Annotated in this window: 13 protein-coding genes and 1 pseudogene; 4 read left to right on the top strand and 10 right to left on the bottom strand. The window is 41.5% G+C overall.

The features are described from left to right. Nucleotides 1–39: 39 nt before the first annotated feature. The 7 genes from ACU6U9_RS01025 to ACU6U9_RS00995 form a co-directional block, all read right to left on the bottom strand. Nucleotides 40–2,772, bottom strand: a complete 2,733-nt coding sequence (locus tag ACU6U9_RS01025) for a nitrate reductase (protein ID WP_446733229.1) — start codon at nt 2,770–2,772, stop codon at nt 40–42. Continuing rightward, on the bottom strand, nt 2,769–3,659 hold the full coding sequence (locus ACU6U9_RS01020) for an NAD(P)/FAD-dependent oxidoreductase (RefSeq protein WP_446733228.1): 891 nt from the start codon (nt 3,657–3,659) through the stop codon (nt 2,769–2,771). The genes ACU6U9_RS01025 and ACU6U9_RS01020 overlap by 4 nt, the downstream gene beginning before the upstream one ends. Continuing rightward, nucleotides 3,656–4,039, bottom strand: coding sequence for an FAD-dependent oxidoreductase (locus ACU6U9_RS01015; protein ID WP_446733227.1), 384 nt, complete (start codon nt 4,037–4,039; stop codon nt 3,656–3,658). Before ACU6U9_RS01015 ends, ACU6U9_RS01020 begins: the two co-directional genes overlap by 4 nt. A 175-nt stretch (nt 4,040–4,214) precedes the next feature. Continuing rightward, a complete protein-coding gene (nirD, locus tag ACU6U9_RS01010; protein ID WP_446733226.1) occupies nt 4,215–4,541 on the bottom strand; it encodes a nitrite reductase small subunit NirD in 327 nt (108 codons plus the stop codon). A gap of 9 nt (nt 4,542–4,550) precedes the next feature. After that, complete coding sequence (gene nirB, locus ACU6U9_RS01005) at nt 4,551–7,097, bottom strand: nitrite reductase large subunit NirB (protein WP_446733225.1); 2,547 nt, start codon at nt 7,095–7,097, stop codon at nt 4,551–4,553. 253 nt (nt 7,098–7,350) lie between these two features. Then, on the bottom strand, nt 7,351–8,154 hold the full coding sequence (locus ACU6U9_RS01000; protein WP_446733224.1) for a type IV pili methyl-accepting chemotaxis transducer N-terminal domain-containing protein: 804 nt from the start codon (nt 8,152–8,154) through the stop codon (nt 7,351–7,353). A gap of 88 nt (nt 8,155–8,242) precedes the next feature. Further along, nucleotides 8,243–9,442 carry a hypothetical protein gene (locus ACU6U9_RS00995; protein ID WP_446733223.1) on the bottom strand — a complete coding sequence of 400 codons (1,200 nt, stop codon included), beginning with the start codon at nt 9,440–9,442 and terminating at the stop codon, nt 8,243–8,245. 436 nt (nt 9,443–9,878) lie between these two features. Here ACU6U9_RS00995 and ACU6U9_RS00990 point away from each other — a divergent pair, with 436 nt between their 5' ends. The 4 genes and pseudogenes from ACU6U9_RS00990 (at nt 9,879) to ACU6U9_RS00975 (ending at nt 16,365) form a co-directional block, all read left to right on the top strand. Further along, a complete protein-coding gene (locus tag ACU6U9_RS00990) occupies nt 9,879–11,354 on the top strand; it encodes a NarK family nitrate/nitrite MFS transporter (protein WP_446733222.1) in 1,476 nt (491 codons plus the stop codon). Nucleotides 11,355–11,450: 96 nt separating this feature from the next. Next, entirely contained in the window at nt 11,451–13,154 is a 1,704-nt protein-coding gene (locus ACU6U9_RS00985; RefSeq protein ID WP_446733221.1) for a protein kinase domain-containing protein, read from the top strand. A 240-nt stretch (nt 13,155–13,394) separates the two neighbouring features. Beyond that, nucleotides 13,395–15,080, top strand: a complete 1,686-nt coding sequence (locus tag ACU6U9_RS00980; protein ID WP_446733220.1) for a hypothetical protein — start codon at nt 13,395–13,397, stop codon at nt 15,078–15,080. Between the two features lie 133 nt (nt 15,081–15,213). Then, nucleotides 15,214–16,365, top strand: a pseudogene (locus tag ACU6U9_RS00975) (IS4 family transposase). Nucleotides 16,366–16,419: 54 nt separating this feature from the next. On the opposite strand, the gene ACU6U9_RS00970 reads toward ACU6U9_RS00975, so the two are convergent. From ACU6U9_RS00970 to ACU6U9_RS00960, 3 genes are all read right to left on the bottom strand, one after another. Next, nucleotides 16,420–16,842 carry a phosphate ABC transporter substrate-binding protein gene (locus ACU6U9_RS00970; protein WP_446733219.1) on the bottom strand — a complete coding sequence of 141 codons (423 nt, stop codon included), beginning with the start codon at nt 16,840–16,842 and terminating at the stop codon, nt 16,420–16,422. Between the two features lie 14 nt (nt 16,843–16,856). Further along, nucleotides 16,857–18,086, bottom strand: a complete 1,230-nt coding sequence (locus tag ACU6U9_RS00965; RefSeq protein ID WP_446733218.1) for a hypothetical protein — start codon at nt 18,084–18,086, stop codon at nt 16,857–16,859. Between the two features lie 246 nt (nt 18,087–18,332). Beyond that, nucleotides 18,333–18,758, bottom strand: a complete 426-nt coding sequence (locus tag ACU6U9_RS00960) for a phosphate ABC transporter substrate-binding protein (RefSeq protein ID WP_446733217.1) — start codon at nt 18,756–18,758, stop codon at nt 18,333–18,335. Nucleotides 18,759–18,761 lie beyond the last annotated feature (3 nt).

The following is an 18,761-nucleotide window of genomic DNA, read 5'->3' as shown; positions in this document are numbered from 1 at the left end:
TCAATTAATTTTGGGAGATAATCAAATTCAATCTTAGTTTCAATTAATATTAACTCTAGCAATAATCCCCTTAATCTCAGGTACACAGCTGCCGCAATTAGTCCCCGCTTTTAGCGTGTCACCCACCATGGCTGGCGTGCAGCAACCCGACTTTACGGCCGCTTCGATGGTTTTTTCGCCCACACTAAAGCAAGCACATACAATGCGGCCAATATCTTCACCTGTGGGTGCGTAACCACTTAAAAGTGCAGCACGGGCACGTTCGCTGAGGATGTCGTTTGAAAACTGACTAGCAAGCCAAGTGCGTTCAGGTAATTGGGTGTTCGGAGCCACCATGGCGACAGCGTCTAATTGACCTTGTTTATTGAGTAACGCCAGGCGATATAGTCCAGAGGTTTCATCTTCGTAGCTGAGTATTTCAAGTTCTTGTGATTCGATTTGTGTAAGGCTTTCAAAGCCTAGCCATGCCATCATGGTTTTAATAGGTTGATCAATCGGTTTGCTATGGGCAAGTTCAAGTCGAGTATGTTGGTTGCCTTGTGTGGACACCACGTATTCTGTATTAGGCCAATCAATTGGGTTACGGCTTAATACAAAGCCAAACCAGTTTGCATCAAATGCATTGACCTGTACGGGAGTGTGTTTGCTTTCAGGTTGTTTACTGAAGGCATCCACTTCGGGATTAACAACAGGGTTAACTCGACCTGTGCGCGATAATTGTGCGGTCCAGTGCATAGGTACAAAAATATCGCTGGGCTTAGGGTTTTGGTTAATGGTTACCGGTGCCAACATTTGGCCCCATTTACTTTTTACGGTTACTAGTTGGCCTTCGGTTAAGTGACGTGCAGCGGCATCGTTTATGTGCATTTCAATAAAGGGTTGGCTAATGTGCTGATTTAATTGAGGCGCTAACGCGGTGCGTGTCATGGTGTGCCATTGGTCACGAATGCGGCCTGTGTTTAAGCGCAGCGGGTAATCGTTAGTTGGTAAGTTAATGGGTAATTTAGGCGTGATAGCCAGCAGTTTTGCTTTACGATTAGGCGTAAAGAAATCGCCTTGTGCAAAAAAACGTTTACGTCCTTTTGGAAACTCAGCATTCACTGGCCATTGAATCGGCTCAAGGTGTTCATATTCATCATTACTGATATTAGCCAAGCCGCTAATATCAAAGTCGCGCAATTTGTGTTGCGTTGCCTCTGAATTTTCATAACCAGAAAGCGCAGCATGCTCACGAAAAATATCCGCTTGGGTTTGATAATTGAAACCGTCAGTGAAGCCCATGCGTTTTGCTACGTCACACATGATTTGCCAGTCGTGCATAGCATTGCAAGCAGGCGGAAATAAACTGCGTTGACGAGAAATACGGCGCTCGCTGTTCGTGACGGTGCCGTCTTTTTCGCTCCAGCCAGTGGCGGGTAATTTTACATGGGCAAGGTCACCTGTATCAGTTTGATCAATGCAATCGCTGATCACCACAAGTTCACATTTTTCTAATGCGCGTTTTACTTTATCGGCATTGGGTAAGCTGACAACAGGATTTGTCGCCATGACCCATACCGCTTTTATTTTACCAGCGTCAATAGCGTCAAACATATCGACCGCCATTAATCCGCTTTGGGTGGCCATGGTAGGAGACTGCCAAAAAGTTTGCACACGCTTAACGTTTTCGTCATTAAAATCCATGTGTGCCGCTAATGTGTTGGCTAGTCCGCCTACTTCACGCCCGCCCATGGCATTGGGTTGGCCCGTCATAGAAAATGGCCCCATGCCTGGTTTGCCAATGCGACCTGTTGCAAGGTGGCAGTTGATAATACTGTTAACCTTATCAGTGCCAGAACTAGACTGATTCACGCCTTGGCTATAAAGCGTGATGCTTTTTTCGGTATGACAAAACCAATTATAAAATTGTTTTAAATCGTCTTCATTAATACTAAGTGTGGTGGCAAGTGATTGAATATTGCCAGTACTTTCTTGCGCTGTTTTTATGGCATCGTTTAAGCCATCGCAATGCTGTTGTACGTAGTCGGAATTAATTTTATTTTGTTGGTTAATACTATTAAGCAATCCATTGAATAACCAAACATCAGTGCCCAAGTTTAATGGTAAATGTAAATCAGCAATGTCACAGGTTTGGGTGCGACGCGGATCAATCACCACGACTTTTACATTGGGATTGGCTTCTTTGTATTTTTTGATACGTTGAAACAATACAGGGTGACACCAAGCCGTGTTGCTGCCGACTAACGTAATTAGTTCAGCTTGCTCAAAATCATCATAACAACCCGGGACGGTATCGGTACCAAATGCGCGCTTGTGACCTACAACCGATGATGACATACACAAACGTGAGTTGGTGTCGATATTGCCGCTGCCGATGTAGCCTTTCATTAATTTATTGGCCACATAATAATCTTCAGTCAATAACTGGCCAGACACATAAAACGCAACGGCGTCAGGGCCATGCTGTTTAATGATATCACTAAAGCCATTGGCCACTTTATCCAATGCTTGATCCCAGCTAACCACTTGATTGTTTATTTTGGGTTCAAGGAGTCGTTCATTTAATGAAATGGTTTGATCAAGGGCGCTGCCTTTTGAGCATAAGCGCCCAAGGTTGGCAGGGTGATTATCAGTACCTGTGATGCTAATCGTACGGTCCGTTTCATTTATGCTGGCTTTGATGCCACAGCCTACCCCGCAATAAGCGCAGGTGGTGTGTTTAGTGGTTAATGTTGTATGGGCTTTGTTTTGGGTTGAGGCAATGACATTCATGCTGCAACCTCATCATGGTTAGCGCGTTTTTTTGATTGGGTCATGGTGTCACTTTGAGCTTGGCACAATGCTTTGCCAAACATTAAATAAGGGCGAATGGATTCAATATTGGTTTGCTCGTCTAACAATGAATGATAGAACGGGCCTTCCTGGGTGTCACCATATAACACCACACCGATGATTTGATTATTTTCAATCACGATTTTTTTATAAATGCCTTGCTGGGTATGGCGGTAATATAAATATTCACTGCTTGGTGTGCCTAAAAAATTCCCCACAGAAAATAAATTGACGCCTGTGACTTTTAATTTTGTGGCTGTGGGTAAGGTTTGAAATTGAGCAACGCCATGTTCACTTAAATGATTGGCTAATACTTTGGCTTGGTCATACAGTGGTGCCACTAAACCAAAGGTATCGCCTCGGTGTTCAATGCACTCGCCAAGTGCATAAATGCAAGGATCATAGGTTTGTAGAGTGTCGCTGACGACGATGCCGTTTTTACAATATAGGCCGCTGTCTTTGGCCAATTGAATATTGGGGCGAATCCCAATGGCCATGATGACAAGATCCGCTTCTAGTTCGCTGCCATCGGCAAAGCAGACTTTTTCAACCCGCACATTACCTTGAATCGATTGTGTGCTGGCATTCATTTTAAAATGCAGGCCACGGGTTTGTAATGCGTGTTTGAGCAACTCACCGGCTTCTTGGTCTAGTTGACGATTTAGTGGGATGTCGCTGTTGTGCACAACAGTCACCTCCATGCCTCGACCACATAACCCCATAGCGGCTTCTAAGCCTAATAAACCCGCGCCGATGACAACGGCTTTTTTATGCTGGCTTGCCACGTTGATCATATTCTCAACATCACGAATATCGCGAAAACTCATAACACGCCGTTTAAATCGACGCCATCAATCGGCAGCATAAACGGGTTCGAACCTGTTGCGATCACAAGGCGGTCATAAGGTGTGCGCCCACCGTCTTGAGTGATCACACATTTTTTGATTCTATCGATGGTCACAATGGCTTTTTCAGTGCCAGCGTTCAGTGTAATACCATGGGTTTTATACCAAGGGCGATCAAAGATCATTATGTCGTTTAAGGTTTTTTCACCGGCTAGTAAAGGTGAAAGCATGATGCGGTTGTAGTTGCCGTAGGGCTCGTTCCCAAAAACAGTGATGTCATAGGTGTGTTCGGTACTGATAATTTCTTCTAATAATTTAGCACCGGCCATACCGTTGCCAATAATCACTAATTTGGCTGTCATGCTTTGCTCTTTATATTGGTCACTATGTTAAGGCGAGAAAAAAGGGCCACCGGATTAGGCATTCGGTGACCCAAAAGGGGTCTCTACCTTAAGCGATGTTTCATTTTACGGTTTTCGTTTGGAATAAAGTAAAACGTCACATGTTTAAGTCGTTGAATGTTTCGGAGGTGTCTGTTTACACCGCCACTAATACGCGATTGTTTTCTATCTTGGTTTGATAGGTGGCAATGCGCACGGTTTCATCTTCTAAGCACTCGCCTGTGTCTAAGCGAAAATGCTGTTTGTATAAAGGGCTTGCAACCGTAAGGTGGCCTTTTACGTCGCTGATTAAGCCACGACTCAGCACATTGGCTTTGCCGATTGGGTCAAAGTTATGAACGGCAAAGACACCATCACCTGCAGCAGGGCGAAAAATCGCCACTTGTTGTTCATTTACTAATGCACATACGCCAGTATCAAGATTGATATCATTTAATGCGCATACGTCGATAAAATTACTCATGATCAATCCTTAGCTTATGGCGATTAAGTTGTCTTTATTCATGCGTTCAGTGTCACTGGCCGGACGAATTTGACCACGCTCTTTAACAAACTGTACGTTGTCATCCGGTTTGTCAGCGTTAATAAAGTGACTAAAGCGTTTGAGTTTTTCAGGTGACTCAATGGTGGTTTTCCATTCACACTGGTAGCTGTCTACGACCGCGGCCATTTGGCTTTCAAATTCCTCTGCCATGCCCAGTGAATCTTCAATCACCACTTGCTTTAAGTAATCAAGACCGCCTTCGAGGTTGTCCATCCAAACACTGGTGCGCTGTAAGCGGTCAGCGGTTTTCACATAAAATAATAAGAAACGGTCAATGTATTTGATGAGCGTTTCTTTATCTAAACCTTGTGCTAGTAAATCGGTGTGGCGCGGTTTCATGCCACCGTTACCACACACATATAGGTTCCAACCGTTTTCGGTGGCAATGATGCCCACATCTTTTGATTGCGCTTCAGCACACTCACGGGTACAACCAGAAACAGCAAATTTAATTTTGTGGGGTGAGCGTAACCCTTTGTAGCGATTTTCTAATTCAACGGTTAACCCCATTGAATCATCAACCCCATAACGGCACCAAGTTGAACCCACACACGATTTCACTGTGCGTAATGATTTACCGTAGGCATGGCCTGTTTCAAAACCGGCGTCCACTAAGCGTGTCCAAATGGCAGGGAGCTCATGTAACTGGGCACCAAATAAATCAATGCGCTGACCGCCTGTGATTTTGGTATACAAACCATAATCTTTGGCAACTTGGCCAATGACCAATAAACCATCGGGTGTAATTTCGCCACCAGGAATACGTGGCACAACGGAATAGGTGCCGTCTTTTTGCATGTTACCTAGGTAAATGTCATTGGTGTCTTGCAGACCAATGTGTTTGTCGTCGAGTACATACTCGTTCCAGCATGATGCTAGTACCGAGCCAACCAATGGCTTACAAATTTCACAACCGCGGCCCTTACCGTGTTTCGATAATAATTCGCTAAACGACTTAATGCCTTCAATGCGAACAATATTGTAAATATCTTGGCGGGTATGCGCAAAATGCTCACAAATGTCGGTGTTCACTTCAACACCTAGTTGCGTTAACTCTGCATTCATAACTTGAGTGACGAGTGCCGTGCAACCGCCACAGGCCGTTGCGGCTGAGGTTGCGGCTTTTACATCGCCAATGGTTTGTGCCCCGTTTTGAACGGAACAACAAATAGCACCTTTGCTGACATCATTGCATGAACAAATTTGGGCGGTATCAGGTAGCGCATCTGTTCCTAGTACTGGTTTTGCGGCACCGTCTAATGACGGTAAAATTAACGCTTCTGGCATGGTAGGCAGTTCAATGTTGTTGAGCGCCATTTGTAATAGGTTGCCGTAGTCTTCAGCGTCACCAATCATCACGGCGCCGAGTAATAATTTCTTATCGGCGCTGACCACAATCTTTTTGTAAACTTGATTCACTTCATCTGTGTAAGCGTAACTTAATGCACCTTCGCTACGAGCATGACAATCACCAATAGAGGCCACATCCACGCCCATTAATTTCAATTTGGTGCTCATATCGGCACCTTCAAACACGGCATCGCCACTTTGTGAAAGATGCTGCGCCGCGACTTTTGCCATGTTGTAACCCGGCGCCACTAAACCATAAATCATGCCGCCCCAAAGCGCGCACTCACCAATGGCGTAAATGTTTTCATCGGATGTTTGGCAATGGTTGTTAATACTGATGCCACCACGAGGCCCAAGCTCAAGTGCGCTTTGACGTGCAATGCTATCGGAGGGGCGAATCCCTGCACTGAATAAGATTAAATCGGTTTCTAAACTTTCGCCATCGGCGAATTCCATTTTATGAAAACATTCATCGCCGTCGGTAATATTTTGTGTATTTTTACTGAGGTGAACTTTAACGCCCAATTCTTCTATTTTTGTTTTAAGCAGCGCGCCGCCAGCTTCATCAACTTGTACGGCCATTAAGCGCGGTGCAAATTCGACAACATGGGTTTCTAATCCTAAGTCATGCAAGGCTTTAGCCGCTTCTAAACCTAAAAGGCCGCCACCGACAACCACACCTACTTTGCCTTTAGCGGCAGAGGCTTTGATGTCTTCTAAATCTTCAATGGTGCGATAAACCAAGCAGTTGTCTCGTTCGTGGCCCGGTACAGGCGGGACAAACGGGAAAGACCCAGTGGCTAAAATTAATTTGTCGTAACTTAACGTGTCACCGGCTTCAGTAGTGACGATTTTAGCTGAGCGATCAATGCTGTTTGCTTTACAGTTTAGTTTTAACGCAATGTTATTTTTTTCAAAAAAACCATCACTGACTAGGCTTAAACCGTCAGCGGTTGTACCTGTGAAATAAGATGATAAATAAACGCGGTCGTAGGCAGGGCGAGGCTCTTCACATAAAACCGTGATGTTGTAGTTTTGGGCTTGTTCAAGATCAACCAAACTTTCTAGGAATTTGTGGCCCACCATGCCATTGCCAATCACGATGAGGTTTTGTTTATGTGTCATTCTCTCTCTCCATGCCGAGTTAAACAGGCGGACAAGTTCATATCTGATAAGTGTTTAGCAATGGCTGTGCCATAAACTTAAGTCGTTGTTTTTAAAGGATAATATTGATTATATGAACAAAATTATGGGTTAAAGAGATAGATATAAGGGCGATTTAAAAATCACTGAGCTAAGTTGGTGCGATGGGTATTTGGTCGGTGCTAGGATATGGTGCATAAAATCAAGGCTCGATTATGAGTCCATCGAAAAAGGATTAATAAATCGTTTTTTTGTTTTGATCAATTTCTTCATATAGCGCGGTAATATCGTTCATTTGTCGAAGAATGCTCTCTGTTGTCATTGATATGACCAGTGGCGTGCTGCTGCCTTTATCGAGAACTTTGAAACCCTGTTTAGAAAAATTCCACTGTGTAGCTACTTTTTTTAATTTATGGTTAACAAAGTGGGTGTTGTCTGGGCTGTTGATCAATTCTGTTAGGGCATGATCAAATTCGGTCACCGTGATTTTAAGTAAACGATCATAACGTTGAACATCGCCCGATAGGCTAATAGCACTATAGAGTTTAGCAATGCGCTGGCTGAGCATGCGCTGACGGCCTGATAAATTGACCCAGCGCGCGCTATCGCGTTTGGCTATTTTTTCTAACTCACTTACTAACGTTTCGCAAGCCATTAGAGTTTTGTCGCTTAATTCTAAAAGAGCATCGATATTGAATTGTTTTTCTTTTTTAATTAATTCTGATTTATAGGTCGACCATTGTTGCTTTATTATTTGTAAGCTAGTTTCAATGGTAGCGTATGAGCCAATTTTTTTAGAGAACGTATTTAGATCAAAAAGATTATTTTCAAATTTATGCACACTCTTTGTAAATTGTTGCTCTGCTTTTTCAGGCTGAATATCCATTGTTTTAAGTAAATAAGCTTTTGCCATGCGCTGACTGAGCATACGCAATCGCCCCGATTCATTGATAGCTTGAGATAAACTGCTGATATCGGCAAAACTAGGTGTCGAAAAAGCGCTTAAACTAAAGGCTAGCACGAGTATAAGAGCTTTCATCTTAACGTCCTTTTTAATAATGAAATAATCGATACAGTGTAATAATGAAATGGCATGTGCTGCCATTTCACTATTTGGTTGCAGGTGATTAGAATTTTGCGCTAGCGGTTAACCATATTTTGGTTGTATCGGCTTTATTTAAATTATTCTCTGCATAGTTAGACGCAAAATACTGAGCGACTTTTAGGTTAGCACCGTAAGTACCAAACTTTTTATCTACCATAACGCCAATTTCGTTGCCCAGAGCATCCCCGTTTTCTGATGTACTAAAGTTGTGAAGCTGACCAACCACTTTAATGCCTGAGACCATGCTGACACCGCTGGCATAAAAGTCTTGAATACCATCATTGTCTGCGCCAGTTAAAAAGACATCGCTCCAGCCAAAGAACTTGTGGTTAGTACCCAGCGGCGTGGCAAAGGCGGCTTTGCCGTTATCACTGCCAAAGGCTTCATAGCCAATAGTGGCTTTAACGACACCTAATTTAGTGCCTGCATTTATATGGTAGTAGAGTGAATCAAAGTCACCGCCTCCTGCGGTTGTTTTATTCTGAGTGGCCAGTTCTGCTTCAAAGCTAATGCTTTCTATTGCCCCCGTTGAGCGTATGCCGAAGGTATCTAGGTCAACACCTGAGTCGGGTGTGTTGACATCGGTGATGCCGTAGTAATACACACTGGCAGATAAATCTTTATCAAAACTGTACTTCATATTAAGTAAGCTGATGGATTCTTCTGTGTTTTCATTTTTGATGTTGTTGCGATTGTTGGCAACCGCTGCGAATACAGTGGTATTGGCAAGGGTTTTTGTTGTAACAGAGACGGCATCGAAAGTCGCTTCATCTTGACGGAACGCGACGCCACCGATGTGGCGTTGGTTATCAAGTAATATGCGTTGATTACCGCCTTTAATGCTTGTGTCACCGGCATCAAATTGCAAGTAGGCTTGGTTTAGTTGTGTGGTTTCTTGGTCAAGTACTAAATCATATTCTGTATTTTTGGTACCATTTTCGCCGCCATCGAAAAAATCGTCGGTTAGTTGAAACACATTATCGCCTTCAACCAAAGCAGAGAAGCCATATAGATTCCCTGTTTTAATCGTTGCGCGAGATTTCAGTGTGTTTGCAAGTGCAGCATCGGCCCCGCCTTTTACATCTGCACTTTCAACACGGTAGCGAAAATTTAAATCAACATTGCCGCTTTTCACAAATTCATCAAAACTTTGTGCCTGTACGCTTAAAGATGAACTTAAAGCGATGCTAGCAATGCTTGTAGCCAATAATGTTTTTTTCATGATGATTTCCTTTTTAAGGTTAAGATAAATTTTTATTCATTTAAAACTAATTCGATAACTAGCTAGAGCAACGCATATGCCAAATTTAGTAAACACATAAAAGTTAGTGAAAAATACACGTTATGCACAAACCTGATTCGAAAATCGAACGTGATTAAACATAAACGTTTAACTTGGTGCGATTTAAAGGGTCTAAAAAAGGGCAGATCAATCTTTATCCATGTATTTTTGGTGCGCGTGATGCGCACTTAATTAAGGCGTGGAAGATTTAATTGGTGCTCATATTTGGGTTTTCTGGGCGTTCCAATAGTGATTGTTAGACAATCTCTGCACTTTTTTGGGATTTAGTGGGGATTTTTAGAGTTTTATCGTATTGGCATGATGCCTGCTCTATTGAGTTAATTAAATTTAAACCTTATGAGATTGGGAGTTGTACATGTCTGAAGTTGGACTGAATTTATTGAAGGTCAAAGAGCCTAAAATAAAAATGCTGCATGTGAGTTGGTTTGCATTTTTCTTAACATTTGTTGTGTGGTTTAACCACGCACCATTGATTGGGTTTATAAAAGAAGCATTTGACCTAACCACACAAGAAGTAAAAGCCTTACTTATTTTGAATGTAGCATTGACGATTCCCGCTCGAATTGTGATAGGCATGATGGTTGATAAGTTTGGCCCCCGGCATGTGTACGCCGGCTTATTATTAGCAACCGGTGTTTTGTGTACCGCGTTTGCATTGTCGCAAACTTATGAACAGCTTGCTTTATTTCGCTTTTTAATGGGGTTTGTAGGTGCAGGTTTTGTTATTGGTATTCGTTTAGTGGGTGAGTGGTTTCCGGCTAAAGAAGTAGGCGTAGCAGAAGGCATTTACGGTGGTTGGGGTAATTTTGGTTCAGCGGCGGCGGCCATGTTAATGCCAACACTTGCGCTTATGTTTGGTGGTGAGAATGGCTGGCGTTATGCCTTGATTTGTACAGCAGTCGTGGCATTTGTTTACGGTTTGGTCTTTTTTAAAGTGGCACGTAATACACCAAAAGGCTCTACTTATTTTAAACCTAAAAAATCTGGTGGCTTGCAGGTCAGTAGTAAAAAAGATTTGTACTTTTATCTTGCTATGAATATTCCAATGTATATCGCCCTTGCGGTATTAACGTGGAAACTCTCGCCAGAAAATCTAGGTTTGCTCAATGATTTTGCAGCCAGTTTTATTTATGTGGGCTTAGTGGTGCTTTTCTTTGTGCAAACAAAACAGATTTTTAATGCAAACAAAGAGCACCTTGCTCAACCTGTACCTGAGCTACAGCAGTACAAATTTAAGCAAGTTGCGATCCTACAATTAGCGTATTTTGTGACCTTTGGTTCTGAGTTAGCGGTTGTATCGATGCTGCCTTTGTATTTCTTAGAAACATTTGAAGGCTTATCTGCCGTAACCGCGGGCTTACTTGCATCAGGTTTTGCGTTTATGAATTTGGCGGCACGTCCTGGTGGTGGTTGGTTGAGCGATAAATTTGGTCGTCGTAAAACACTATCTATTTTGATCTGTGGTTTAACGGTGGGTTATTTAGTGCTTAGCCAAATAGAAGGAACCTGGTGGATTCCATTGGCGGTTATTGCCACTATGTGTTGTTCTTTCTTTGTTCAAGCGGGTGAGGGCGCGGTATTTGCCATGGTGCCATTGGTTAAACGCAGCATGACAGGGCAAATAGCGGGCATGACAGGAGCATATGGTAACGTGGGTGCAGTGATCTTTTTAACGGTATTATCATTTGTTGATTACAGTACATTCTTTATTGTGATTGCAGCGTGTGCGGCGGTTATTTTGGTGGCGGTTCAATTTATTGAAGAGCCAAAAGGTCATGTTGCGGAAGTGAATGAAGATGGTAGTGTTGAGCTTATTCAAGTAGGTTCATAATCTAGTATCACAATTTGAAGAGTCCAAGTATTTAGCCGTTGCAAAGATAAGTACTTGGGCTCTTTATTTTTATAAAGATTATTGTTTGAGGTATTTGTGCATTTACATTCTCAATTATCGCTAACCGTTGGGCAACATAGCCGTGCAGGCTTAAAAGACACCAACGAAGACTGCATTGGTATGCGCATACCAGACCAACCTGCGTTAACGATTAAAGGTGCCGTTGCGGTAATTGCTGATGGTGTCAGTGCAGCAGAAGCGGGAAAAGAAGCCAGTGAAATGTGCGTGCGTAATTTCATTAGTGATTATTATGCAACACCGGATGCATGGTCGGTGAAAACTTCAGGTCAAAAGATTGTATTGGCGTTAAATCGCTGGTTGGTAGGTCAAAGTCAAATTAAAGGGCATGTGAGCACGCTAAGTGCGTTAATTTTAAAATCACAAACGGCGACTATTTTTCATATCGGCGATACTCGAATCTATCGTTTAAGAAAGGGATTTTTTGAATGCTTAACCACCGATCACTCTATTAGTATTAATCAAGATACCGTGTATTTGTCTCGTGCTATGGGTATGGATAACCATCTTGAAATGGACTTTCAACAATTTGATATTGAGCAAGGTGATCTCTATTTTTTGAGTACAGACGGTGTACATGATTTTGTTTCACCAAAAGAAATTCATCAAGAAATCGAAAATAGCACAGATTTAAACGAAAGCTGCTTATGTATAATTGATAAAGCATTATCAAATGGCAGTGCTGATAACTTGAGTTGTCAGCTGGTGCGCGTTGATGCTTTACCCGATGCTAATAATCAAGAGGTTTATCAAAAGCTAAGTGACCAGCCATTCCCGCCGCCTCTTTGCGTAGGACAAAGTTTGGATGGGTTAGTGGTGCAAAAAATACTGCATGAAAGCCCAAGGAGTCAGGTATATCTTGTTAAAAACCCAGAAGGTAAGCGTTTAATATTAAAAACACCGTCTGTGAATTTTGATGATGATCCTGCTTATATTGAACGCTTTTTTTTAGAGCAATGGATTGGCAAGCGCATCGACAGTCCTTATGTGGTTAAGATTGTTGAGCCTGAAAAAAAATCAGCGTTATACACATTAATGGAATACGTTGATGGTTTAACCTTAGAGCAATGGATCAAAGAGAACCCAAAGCCCGATATCAAAGAAGTGGTGCGTTTAGCTGAAATGATGAGTCGGGGGATTCGAGCATTTCATCGTAAAGATATTCTGCATCAAGATATTAAACCCGATAACATTTTATTAAGTATTGGCGGCGTCCCAAAAATTATTGATTTTGGTTCGTGTTATGCCGCTGGTGTGGAAGAAATTGATACACCTTTTGATCGAGAGCAGGCGTTGGGGACCGCTGTTTACAGTGCGCCTGAAACACGATTTAGGCTGCGTAAAACAAAAAAATCGGACTTATTTAGTTTGGCATTGGTGATTTACGAAGTGTTAACAGGGCAATTGCCATTTGGCGATCAACTTGAAAAATTGAAAGATCAGCGTAAGCTATCCAGCTTGAAATACCGCAGTGCAATACAATTTAATCCAATGGTGCCACTATGGATGGACCAAGCCCTGCAGCGTGCATTATCGCCTCAGCCAGAGCTAAGGCATGAGGCTATGTCTGAATTTATTTTTGATTTACAACGCCCTAACTCTAAATATAAAAAGCCTTCTTTTGTACCACTATCGCAGCGTAACCCATTAAAATTTTGGCAAACGTTTTCTTTTATTCAAGCTGTTATCATTCTGGCGTTTTTGTACTACTACTGTCGCTAGGCATCTATTATTGCTTGTTTTTCATAGGGTTATAACCAGTTGCTAACATTATGATTTTTGTTGAACAAGTTAATGATCCCTTTGTAGTGGTTATTTGCATGTCATAGTTCATTTTAGGGTATTTATTCACCTTATTTTACTTAATGATAACGAACGCATAGTCGCTGTTTGTTATGCCAAAACTTCAATAATGGTGCTGTCTATTGAAGAGACATTGACTGTAAAAAAGGAATGCTCTCGATGATAATAAAACCTACTATATTATTTTCTTTTCTGATGATTTCAATTTTCGCTTACTCTAATAATAAGCTTGATCAAGTGATTATAGGGGATCGAATTATTGAGTATAATGGATATATTGTACTGGCAGATGAACCAGGATTGGCGGCTTGCTCTGATATTAATTGCAATATTCCGGTGGACTTACACATTCTTAAAAAAGAGGGTGAAGCATATGAACTGCTCTCAAAGCATGATTTAACCAATATTAATTCCAGTGAGCATTCTTTGTATCAGTATAAAAATGTGATTATGGATGTTTTCACTAATCGAATTCAATATTCAAATCAATCTGCTTTCTTTGTAACCCACGCCAAACTAATTGATGTGACTAAAATTGAGAATCCAACACTGATTGACGATGTAAAATTAACAGGGTCGTTAATTGACAGTCAGCAATTAAATCATAATTTATTTATGCTGACGTCTTCGGTCACATCCATAACAAAAAAAAACTGTTTAATCGTAAATGAGGATGTTTCGCTCAATAATAAAATAATGCCTGATTTATCAAGTTTGGTGTTTAATATATCAAATGTATCCATGAAAAATGGTGCTGTTAACAGTAATCATTGTATTCAATCGAATATCTCAGGTATGCAAAATGCCGGGTTGAGCGTATTTAAAGACAGTGTGTATTTGACTTATTCAAGTTTTTCAAAAAGATATGTCCATAGGTATAGAGTTGCGAATGATAAACTAGTTTACGATAGAAAATTTATTTTGAACGATTCTTTTTACACCGATAGTATAGGTGATTACTTATATGAAAAGAATGGGGTGCTTATTGCCGTAGGGCTATTTGAGTTTGGTGATGTTATTCAAGCTGGGCTTAAGATTTATAATTTGAATCGTTCAGAGGCTTCAGTAGATACCTTTGAAAAAATAGATGTTTTTTCAAAGTCACTTTCATTTACGCCAGAAAACAAGCAAGACAACACTTACATAATGAGTGTATCGAGTAACTTAGATGATGTTTGGCATATTGCTATTGGTTATGAAGAACAGAATCATGTTGATAATATGAGTGATGGGCGTCTCTTTAGTATAGGGACTCAATCAGCGAAGAAACCGGCTTTATCTAATGGTGTGATTGTAAAAGGGTATGTTGAAAAAATAATTCCTAGTGCACAGAACATAGTCTCTATTTACTCTAGTCAGTTTGAAATTTCACAAGGGAGCCTCCCCACAACGGCTTTAACCTTATTTGATATGACGGCTTTATTTAACCCTAAGTTAATCATGTTTACTTATTTAACAGAGGGTTTTTCACATCAACCACTTGCTATATCAGATATCAGAACCCATCAGTTAGTTTTTAATACTGACTCATCAGGCCGAATGATATTTCCGTTGCAAAGCACATTTGGCTCACCATTTCCTAGTACACTGGATGAATCAGTTGATCGATCAAGAGATGTTCCAACGGATATTGGTTTAGAGCTTTTAGTATTCGACATTACAAAAAAAGCCAATTGTGTAGTTGATCTTAAATCTTGTTGGGGGGCACAAAAAATACATACAGAATTTTTGTATTTACCTTATGAGGGAGATGAACCCATTAGAGCGCGATCACTTTTAGACGCTAGTGGCTTTCATTATATTTTAGGTAAACAGACTCAGTATTTTGAATACGATTCGAACTAAAAATATTGTATTAGGCATAAAAAAAGCGCCCTGAGGCACTGCTGTCCCATAGTTTCGTATAAACAAGAAAGCCTGAATCCAAATTGTTACAATGTGAGTGCGAACAAACGCTGTAATAACAAGGAATCAGGCTTTGTCACATTCTAACACTGCTTTTCACCAGTTGCTAAAACCTATTTCGAGACATGAATTTGAAACCTTGGCAAAGCAACATCACTCTGGTCAAAAATTGCGCTCTGCAACTCGATGGGACCAATTTATCGGCATGACCATATCGCAACTTTGTGGCCGTCAAAGCTTGCGGGATATCGAATCTAATTTAGAAACGCAACAAGCCAAACTGTACCACCTTGGTGCCAAACCAATTGCTCGTAGCACACTTGCCAGAATCAATGAAAATCAGCCTTCGGAATTGTATCAATCTTTATTTTATACGTTACAGAACCGTTGTCGTCAGCCGCCCCATAAGCATAAATTTCGATTCAAAAACCCGCTATTTTCTTTAGACGCCAGCGCCATTGATTTATCCCTTAGTCTTTTTCCTTGGGCCGCCCATAGAGATGATACGGCCAATGTAAAACTCAGTGTGGCACTGAATCATGGCAATATGATTCCTGAGTTTGTTGCGCTCAGTGACGGCAACGAGAATGACATGATTGAAGGCCGAAAATTTGATTTCCCGCAAGGCAGTATGGTGGCCTTCGATAAAGGTTATATTGACTATCAATGGTTCGCAGACCTTACCAATCAAAGGGTTAGCTTCGTTACTCGCATGAGATTAGGCACTGTATTTGATGTCATCGAGCAGCGTGAATGCAACTCTGATAAGGGTGTCATCAGTGATCAAATTATTGAACTAAGCAGTGAGCACGCAAAAAAGAGGAACGCGCCAGTGCTGCGCTTGGTTAAATTTATTGATTTCGAAAGTGGTCGATAGTATTCATTTTTAACCAATAATTTTCAACTGGCTGCTACGACCATTGCCGCGATTTATAAAGAACGCTGGCAGGTGGAGCTATTCTTTAAAGCGCTTAAGCAGAACCTTAAAATCCATGCGTTTATAGGGCGTTCTAAAAATGCCGTTTTGACACAAATCTGGATTGCTATGATTACCTTTTTATTGGTGTCATTTGCTCGGTATTCGGCAAAGCAAGGCTGGACAGTTCAGCGTATATTACGCGTGCTTCAAGCCAATTTATTTGAATGCAAAACACTCAGGCAACTTCTCCAGCCTATTTCCTCTCGGCGTAAAAAAAGCGAACCTCAAATGGGGTTCGCTTTATGAGCCAAAACTATGGGACAGCAGTGGCCATAGGCCCGTTTTTTAATGTAATAAACGTTAAGGTTTATAAATGACTTTCACAGTACCATCAACCGCGCTCTCGTCAATGTAGCCGAGAATATTAGGGTTATTAGCAACCATGTTTTTCACTTCAGCATCACCACCTACAACTTGCGGTGCCTGACCTTTACCAGTGAAGATCAATCGAGACCAGTAAGATTTTAGCTGAGATTCTGATTTTTTAACGATGTTGGCGTAAAAATCATCACGAGCTGCGTTTCCTTCACCTTGGTCGATCGGTACAACAGAAACACCACCTAAAGCTTTCTTTTTACCCAAAAAGGCTTTTACCACATCATCTTCACTCGATGCCCCAATAGGGCTGCTTTTACCGGCCACAACAACGCTGCCCGCTTGTGCAATGGTGAAGCAGCTTGCTAAGGTTAGAGCAGTTAGTAATTTAAACGTTAAATTTTTCATAATCATCTCCTCCCTTAAAAGACTGTGTCGATAGTGATTGAAAGAATGTTGGCTTTTTCGTCGGCAGGTTTTGCGTCAAACTCACCTGCTGTATCACCTACGTCAACCATGTCATACTGAACCTTAATAGCGACCCCAGGTTTGAAATCGTAACGCACGCCTAATGCAGTGCGATCTTGCTCAGTATTTAATGTGGATAGGCTTGCATTTATCGCCGCAAGTGTTGCCGCATCGCCTGCTGCACTTCCTGTTGAGGTGATAAGAGACGTTGCATTACGGTCACTGTCATCTTTGGTTTCTTCATGCGCTAGCGTTAGATAAGGCATCCATTGACCAATGCGATAGCCACCCATTACGTAATAGCCATCTTGGTCAGAAAACGCACTATCTACAGCAAGCGAATTAAATTCGCTGATAACAAGAATTTGACCATTATCATACATGGCTGCTAAGCCATAAAACGTTCCCTTGTTTCTACTTTCAACCGCTTCGCCAGCAAGGTTTGTATTCGCGATAGCAGCATTGATACCTGTTACTAAGCCTGCAGTAGTTGACCCTGCTACAACTGATGCGTCAGCCTGAGAGTATCCAGCACGCAGAGTGAGATCGCCGTTATTCATACTGAAGTTGAAAGCTAGCAAGTCCTTTGAAATCGTTTCGGATGTCTCCGAGCGACCATATTGAAATTGTGTATAAGCACTCCAATCACCTATTTCAAAATCATAGGTTAGATCGATAGCTTCATAATTTGCGCTAGATTCTAGTACCCCATAAACCTCAACCGGTGGTTGGGTCCAAGGCATGGCGTAGCCCACATCAAAAAATTCAGATAGTAGATAGTTAGGTTTACGTAAGCGACCGGCTTTTGCTGTTAAGCCATTACCAAAACTGTGCTTTATGTATAGCCAGTCGGCCTTGGTGTTAAAATCGTTTTCACCTTTTGAAACCAACTGAGTGATGATAGAGGTGCTGTCATCAATATTAAATGACATCTGAATACCAGCCTTGGTATAGCGACGAAAATTAGGCTCGTCGGTAATATCTCGGTGATAGCTTGCTTCATTATCGGACTGTATAAGTCCAAAACTAGCAAAGCCATTAATGCGTAATTTATTGCTTTGTTCAGAAATGCGTTTATTCATTTGCTGAACTTGATTATTAAGCTGCTCTAGGGTGACCGCTTGTGTTGGCAATGTGGCTGCTAACAAAGGAATCGCCGCGCAGGCAATATATTTTATCGCCATAATTCATCCTATTTATGGTTATTAATGAACAGCCCTATAAGGCTGGGGCCATACATTAGGTGTAGCACATATGTATAAAAGTGCTAAAAAAAGTATAAGAGATTAAAAAGATAATGGATTACGCTTATAAAAGGCGCCTAGATAAATTGAGACACTTAAAAATGAACGGATGACGTACTTAATTTGAGGTATAAAAAACCAGGTCATGGCGTTGCCAATAACCTGGTTTTGATAGAGGTATAAACTTTAAGGTTTATAAATAACTTTTACTGAGCCATCTACGGCACTCTCATCTATGTAACCGATGATATTTGGGCTGCTAGACAACATGTTTTTTACTTCGCTATCGCCACCCACCACTTGTGGTGCTTGACCTTTACCGGTAAAAATTAGGCGTGACCAGTATGACTTTAACTGGGCTTCTGATTTTTTGATGATGTTTGTATAAAAATCAGTACGAGCAGGGTTGCCTTCACCTTGGTCAATGGGCACAACCGAGACACCGTTGAGGTCTTTCTTTTTACCTAAAAATGCTTTGACTACATCGTTTTCGTTCGACGCACTAATTGGGCTATTTTTACTGGCCACAACAACGGCGCCAGCGTGCGCAATACTGACGCAACTTATTAAGGTTAGAGTGGCTAGCAATTTAAACGTTAAATTATTCATCATTAT

Source organism: Pseudomonas sp. HK3, from assembly GCF_052920985.1.
Note: the sequence above shows the minus strand (reverse complement) of the source record. Positions and strands in the feature narration are given on the sequence as shown.